We start from the raw sequence: 7,692 nt of genomic DNA on the forward strand, positions 1-7,692 counted from the left end.
AATAACTTTCATATTTTAAGAAAAGTAATTTTTATAATAAATCTAATATTAAGTTCATCATATTTTAGTATGGTTTTAAATCCTTTTAAAATATGATGGGCTTATTTATATTTTTATAATGATGACGGGAATTTAACTCTTTTTCATAGTTAGATTAGGAGATTAAAATTATTAACTTTTATCTGTTTGATTTTTTAATTCACAATTTAAAATTATTAATTCACCGTAAGTTAAGATTTCAAAAAGTTAGGTAGAATTATAGTCATAAGTGATGATATAATAGGGGATAGTTTAAACATATAAAGTTAATTAATATAAAAAAATAAATTATAATCTATAAGATTAGTATAGAAAATTTTATGGAAACGGAGAAAAATACAATGAATATACAAATATTTGGTACTAAAAAATGTTTTGATACAAAAAAGGCCGAAAGACACTTTAAAGAAAGAAGAATTAAATATCAGTTTATAGATTTAAATATAAAAGGATTAAGTAAAAGAGAATTACAAGGAGTTAGGGTAGCAGTAGGGATAGATAAATTAATTGACTCTACAAAGAAGGAGTATAAGACTTTAAATCTAGATAAAATAAGAAGTGTTGAAATGAAGGAGGAAATCCTTTTAAATAATCCTAAGGTTTATAAAACTCCTATAGTTAGGAATGGAAATAAAGCAACCGTAGGATATGAACCAGAAATCTGGAGTTCTTGGGAGTAGAGGACAAGTTATGTGATTCATTATATTATATAGATAGACAACAGGATGATTGAAACTAAATCACCAGCTATCATTAGTTAAAGTCTATTGAAAGATTTATAGCTTATTAAGATACCATGTGGTATATCTATATAATAAGAAAAAAGTATAGAAAGAAATATAAGTAGTATTACTACAGAATAGTAAAATTACACTTAAGGAGAGTTTATGAAAAAAGGAAAAAAGATATTTATAACTATATTGTACATACTTCAAATTGCAATACTTATTCCATCGATAGTATTAGAGATACTATCTAAAGAAAAAATGGGAGTAATGAGGTATTTAGTATATAAGAATGATGTTCTCCAGCAGGGAGCCTTTAATAGTAATTTAATAAGAATTTACAGTGGAATTTTGATAGTTATTTCATTAGCTTTAATAATATATGGATTAAGAAATATAGGGAAAATAAGAGGATATAGTTTAATAGTAATAATAGGAGCCATAGCCTTTAGTATAATGACAGTTGTTTCTTTTAATCTAACATATATGCAAGGAATGTTAGCTTACCACTTTTTCCTAATAAGTTTTTTAGTTATCACAGTAATACAATATATAAAAATAATAGTAGTTTTAATAAATAATAGATAAATTAATGACCTTGAAATGAGTTTCAAGGTCATTTTCTATTTTATCTGATGGTTATGAGCTGTAACAAAGCCCCATACTCTTAAAAAATGGGGAGAATAGTTGCTACGCCTTAGATTAACTCATCCAACTTTCAGGTAGTGGAAAGAACACCACCTGGAGGAATAATCGTTCTATAATATTTTCAACTAAAGAAGTATATTACATATAATGGTTGTAACAATACTTTAAAAGGAAAGAGAAAATGAATTTAGAAACAATGAAGAAAATATTAAAAAGTAACCTTCCAAAGGATGCTGAAGTTATAATATATAGAAATAAGGAAGAACCAATGATTTTTAATAAAGATATAGATGGGGATGGTAAAAAAGAAATTATAGGTGCCTACAAGTTAGGAGGAGAACCTTATGTACTTATATTAAAAAATATAAATAATAAATGGGTAACCATAGATATAATAAGAAATAAGGGCTATGATATAAATTTTCTAAGTGTGAGTCCTCTTAGGAGTAAAAGTATAAATAATTTACTTATAGGATGGCAGATAGGAGCAATTTGGAGTGAACTTGAAATTTATGAATACAAAGGAAGAGCGCTTAAGAAATTATTAGATGGGAAAGTTTATTCTAAAATAGACTTAGAAGATATGAAAAGCCGTGGGAAAAAAGATGGATTATATGAAATTGCTCTTTGGGTACATGATACTGGAGAAGCTTATAACATAGAGATATATAAATTAAGGTATATAAAACTTTATAAAGCTCCAGAGTATTACCCGTATTATTTTGAAAAAGTAGTTAAATATTATGAAAAGCTTGTAAAAAAGGACGAAAATAGTCCAATATATTTATATTATTTGATATTAGCTTATATGAATACAGGTAGAAGGAAAGAGGCATTAAAATCAATAAATAAGGCTCTTAATTTTAAAAATCCATATAAAAGTAGGGAAGAACTTCTAAGAATAAGGGATAGATTAGAAAAAAGTACAAAAATGAGAAAAGATAATACTACTCTAACTGAAGACTTACCCCCTAAACTTTATGAATTCTATGAAAAAATTTTAGGGGGAACAGAATATGGTTATATAAATGAAGTTGGAAATGTGGAGATACCACCTAAATATGAGTATGCAAGAGAGTTTAGTAGTGAAGGGTTAGCAATTGTAGAGGAAAATGGAATGTTTGGAGTTATAGGTAGGGAAGGAAATTACACAATACCTCCTAAATATAGATTTATAAATATTTTTTATAAATCTTTATTTGAAGCATATAACGGAGAAATAAAAATAGTAGATAAAAATGATAATGAAATAAGTAAGGATAGATATAGATATTTAGCTCCTGTACAGGATGAGAGAGCTGTATTTGAAAAAAAGAGTGATCCCCCATTTCTTTATGGATATTTAAATGAAAGTGGGGAAGTAGCCATAAAGGAACAATATAGATATGCCTATGATTTTTCTAATGGAAAGGCTCTAGTAAATCTTAAAAACGATGACTTTCAAATTATAAATAAAAAGGGAGAACCGTTAGAAAGCTATAGTAATATGAAAGTTTCAAACTATAGTGAAGGGAAGCTTGCTTATCTTGATAGAGAAAAAGATAAATATGGGTATATAGATGAGAAAGGAAATAAAATAATACCAGCTATATATTCAGAAGCTCGTGGATTTAAGGATAATAGAGCTGTTGTAAATACTAGTGAGGATATAAAAAATGCTTACGGAGTAATAGATGAAAAGGGTCAGGTTATAATACCCTATAAATATAATGATATAAGGTATTTAGGAAAAGGCTTATTTGCAGTAGGGGTGTCAGTGGAAGCAAATTCACCTTATATGGGATCAACCTATGGGATTTTTGATAGAGATGGGAAAATCCTTAAGGATTTTATTTATTCTGATATAGGAGAGTTTAAAGATGGAGTAACATGGGTAAATGAAGGAGAGAAAACATTTCTTATAAATACGTCGGGAGAGAAAGTAGCTACATTCCCTTTTTTGGATGGTAAAGGAACAATAGAAGAAAGAGGATTTTTATATAAAGCAGAGATAGATAGAAGATTATATTATTTAGATAAGCTTGGAAATTATATATGGAAGTATAAACCGGATATTATACTAAGAGATAATATTAAAGTTAGTGAAGTGAAATATAGACCTAATATAGACTATTTAGTATATTACCCCAAACTGGAAGGCGGAAAAAACTTAGAAGCACAAAATGCAATAAATAATAGGATTAAGGAGTTATCTAATCTAAAAGAAGTAAAAAAAAATGAAAGATTAAATTATAACTATTTAGGGGATTATGAAGTAATATTTTTTAAAAAGAATTTATTAGTTATCGAGCTAGACACCTATGAATATCATTTAGGAGCAGCTCATGGAATAAGTACAAAAACTTTCGTAAATGCAAATATTGACTCGGGTCAAATATATGAGTTGAAGGATTTGTTTAAGGTAAATAGAGACTATAAGAAGGTTATAAATCAAATAATAATTGATGATCTAAATAATAAGAAGCAATATGAGGGATTATTTAAGGAAGATTTTAAAGGAATAAAGGAGAATCAAGGGTTTTATATAAAAGACGATAGCCTTTATATAGTTTTTGCTGTATATGAGATAGGACCTTATGTAGCGGGAACTCCTACATTTAAAATAGATTTTTCTGATATAGATGATATTATAAATAAGGATGGGGAGTTTTGGAAGTCTTTTAACTAGATTTTATTGTTCAATGGTATTAATTAAAAGCTATAATTGTGTTATAAAGATATATTTTACAGTATTTTTAATTGATAAATGAATAATATATCCACTTAGATAAATATTTTTATAATCTTGTTATAGGAATGTCAATAGATAAGTTTATTTAAATTTTAAATATATATTGAACTTTTTATTAAAATAATATATACTTACATGGTAAGTTTGTGTAAAAATTAAATAAATATTATATAAGAGGAATGTGGATGAACCACAACAGCCCCCGCTACTGTAGGTGTAGACGAAGATACAGAACCACTGAGATTATTCTTGGGAAGGGTATCAGAGGATGAAGCACAAGTCAGGATATTCTTATATATTATTAATTTACTCTTGGCTTCGGAGGGAAGAGCAGGGATAATGTGGTGATTTAATATTATTATATTAAAGCTTAGTTTATGAGCAATAATATAGTGATTATAGATATTAAAGTACACTTGCGTCTAGAGTAATTTCTCTAGGCGTTTTTATTTTGCCATTCTTCTTAAATTCCAAGAAATAACTTTAAATTAGCTTATAGTTTCTAGGGATAAATTAATTAAATATAAGGAGAGTTTATATGAAGAAAAAATTTAAAATTTTATCTTTTATTATGGTAGTTATATTTATGACTAGCATTATTACGCCAATAAAGGCTTTTGCAAATGAGAATGAAAGCCAAAATCTTTTAAATGCTATTAATAATCTAAAGGAGAGGGTTAAAGGGAAGAAAACCAAGACATATTTAGATGCTTTAACTCTTAGAGCCTTAGATATACCTGTAGATAAAAATGATATTAATATGCCTAATGGGGATACAGCAAGAAACTATGCATCTAATATAATGACTTTAGTAGCAGAAAAAGAAGATGTTTTTAGTGATGAGAATAAGATTTATGTAGATAAATTAATAAGCTCTCAGAATAAAGATGGTTTTCTAATAAAAGCTGGTAACGAATTTATGGATCTAAATGTCTCAAGTATAGCTACAGCTATCGTTGCCCTTAATATGATAGACGCTAGTTATGATAAAAGTATGGCTAAGAAATCTCTTATAACTGCAATAGATAATGAGAGTAATATTAGTATTAACGATATAAGTATTGCATTAGTTGCTTTATCTTCATATAAAGGGGAAGAGGATGCTAATACATATTTAAATAAATTAAAAGAAAAGATAAGTTATTATTTAAATGAAGAAGGTAAGTTATCTATACCAGAGGATGATGGTTGGGGATGGATAGACTATGATGAGAGATTATATTATAACTCAGACTTTATACAAGCATTAATCTCCTTAGGAGAAGATCCAACAGATTCAAAGTGGACAAATAGTGGGAAAAATTTAATAGATGGACTTAATGCCTTTGATGTGAATACTGAGGATAAAGCTACAAATAAGCTTGCTGCTTTAGTTGATTATTATAACTATAAACATGGTGGCAAGGAATCTATGTATAAATTAAAGTATGAAAAAGTTACTCCTAAATATATAAAATTTGAAAATGCATCAGAGAACTTAAAACTTAATAAAACATTAGTGTTAAATCCAATGGTTTATGATTCAAAGGATAAGGGACTCCTTGGGAAAGAAGTAGAATTTTTAGTAGATAATGAAGAGGTTATTAAACTAGAAGGAAATAAAGTAACAGCCTTAAAGGAAGGAAAAGCTAAGGTTAGGGCAATACTTAAGGAGAATAGAGCAATAGAAACTACAGTAGAAATTAATGTATATGCTCCTAAAGTAAAAAGTCTTAATATAGAAGTGAATGAAGATGATTTTCCAATAAAGGTTAAAGATACTATTGAACTTAAAGTGTCAGCACAAGACGAGGATGGAGAGAATATTGAGATCTCAGAAGTTATATGGAGTAGTGAAGACGAAGAAATACTTAAAGTGGATAAAGATGGTATAGTTAATGCTTTAAAAGTTGGAGAAGGTAGGATAAAAGTAACCTTAAAAGATAACGAAGAAGTGTTTACCTTAAAGGAATTAAAAGTAGAAGATAATTTAGGATTAAAGGAAATTACAAGTAAACAAAAAAGTGAAATAAAAAAAGAAATAGACAATTTATTACTTCATTATGAAGGAGAAATCACAGGACAATTCCTAGCACCTTTAGCATTAAGTAAAATGGGAGTTAAGAAAGTTCCATATATTTCTAGAAGGCAGAGCAATGTTTTAGATTATGCTAAGGCTATAATAGCAATTTTAGGGTCAGGAGAAGATCCAAGAAATTACAATGGAAGAGATTTCGTAAAGGAACTTTCAGAAAGTCAAGTTAAGGATGGAGAATTTAAAGGATTATTTATAAAAAATGATTTTGTTGATAAGAATGCCCTAATTTATCAAGGATATGCAATACTTGCTTTAGACATGGCAAAGGAAAGCTATGATAAGGATAGTGCAATAGGGGGGATAATAAAACTATATAAGTCTCAAGGATATAATACATTGACATATAATGAGATAGAAAATAAAGCCCTTCTTATGACAGTTTTAGCTGGAGCTAAGGCATCAAAGGAAAGAGATTTACTTCTTAAAGGTTTAATTACAGATATAAAAAATTCTATAACTGAAGATATGAAATTTGACTCAACCCATGAACCAAGAGCAGTATCAATGATAATTCAAGGGTTAGTTGCTAATAATATAAATCCTTTAGGAAAGAGTTTTGTAAAAGAGGATAAAACTCTTTTAAGTACTCTTTTAAGCTATAAGGCAACTAGTCTAAAGATGACAGAGAAGGCATCAGGAATAACTAATGGAAAAGGTACAACCTCCCATGTAGATGGAACATTCTATGGTCTTTCAGCATTAGTGGAACTTTATAATGGAGAATCTATTTTTGGAATTAAAAATTCCGTTGAGATAAAGGATGAAAAACCACCAGTAATAACTATAGATGGAATAGAAAATGGTAAAGTATATAGAGAAAATATACAAGTTAACATTTCTTCAACTAAGGGAGACAAGTGGACAGCTATATTAAATGGAGAAGAATTTAAAGGTGGAGAAATATCATCTTCAGGAATATATGATATAGAAGTAGAAGCGGTAGATGAAGAGGGAAATAAGAGCAAAGAGAAGAGAAACTTTGCTATAGATAAGAATGCTTCTAATAAGATAAGGGTAAGAGTTGAAGGAAGAGATAAGACCCTATTTAATGAAGAAATATCCTATGGAGATGCAGCGAATAATCTTTTAGAATTATTAAGATTATCTGTAGGAATAGATAAGGTTGAAGGTATTAGTAATGTAAGTAACGGATTTTATGTAAACTCCATAGTAGGAAATAAAGATGGGGAAACCTATGGATGGTCATATTACTTAGTGAAGGGTACAGAAATAGTAAGCCCTATGTTATCAGTAGATAAATTTACTAACCTTAATGATGAAGAAGGAAAGGGTAAGTATGATGAATATGTATTCTACATGTCAGAGTACACAGGACAAGAAATTTTAACCACAATTCCAATGCTAACTTATGAGGTTAAAGGGAAGAATGTAGTACTTAAGTTTAAAAATTATTGGATGGGAAACCCATTAGTTAATATTAATTCATTTATAAATGAAAAGGAATATACAAC

General features: G+C 28.2%; 4 protein-coding genes and 1 riboswitch. All 4 genes read left to right on the forward strand.

Annotated elements, in window-relative coordinates:
- The first annotated feature begins 380 nt into the window (after positions 1 to 380).
- Positions 381 to 719: an arsenate reductase family protein gene (locus tag AB2369_RS09435; RefSeq protein ID WP_367666234.1), complete on the forward strand. Its 339-nt coding sequence runs from the start codon at positions 381 to 383 to the stop codon at positions 717 to 719.
- A 207-nt stretch (positions 720 to 926) separates the two neighbouring features.
- Positions 927 to 1,352, forward strand: coding sequence for a hypothetical protein (locus AB2369_RS09440; protein ID WP_367666235.1), 426 nt, complete (start codon positions 927 to 929; stop codon positions 1,350 to 1,352).
- A 241-nt stretch (positions 1,353 to 1,593) separates the two neighbouring features.
- Positions 1,594 to 4,080, forward strand: a complete 2,487-nt coding sequence (locus tag AB2369_RS09445; protein ID WP_367666236.1) for a WG repeat-containing protein — start codon at positions 1,594 to 1,596, stop codon at positions 4,078 to 4,080.
- A 194-nt stretch (positions 4,081 to 4,274) separates the two neighbouring features.
- Positions 4,275 to 4,455: riboswitch (cobalamin riboswitch) on the forward strand.
- Positions 4,456 to 4,681: 226 nt separating this feature from the next.
- Positions 4,682 to 7,692, forward strand: a 3,011-nt coding sequence (locus AB2369_RS09450) for an Ig domain-containing protein (RefSeq protein ID WP_367666237.1), incomplete at its 3' end; no start/stop codon positions are given.

The sequence above is a fragment of the Clostridium sp. genome, assembly GCF_040797585.1.
Taxonomy (GTDB): domain Bacteria; phylum Bacillota; class Clostridia; order Clostridiales; family Clostridiaceae; genus Clostridium_Z.

Bases quoted from the DNA above. Each gene is read 5' to 3' on its own strand.
- AB2369_RS09435 (WP_367666234.1), top strand. From the start codon at position 381: ATGAATATACAAATATTTGGTACTAAAAAATGTTTTGATACAAAAAAG.
- AB2369_RS09440 (WP_367666235.1), top strand. From the start codon at position 927: ATGAAAAAAGGAAAAAAGATATTTATAACTATATTGTACATACTTCAA.
- AB2369_RS09445 (WP_367666236.1), top strand. From the start codon at position 1,594: ATGAATTTAGAAACAATGAAGAAAATATTAAAAAGTAACCTTCCAAAG.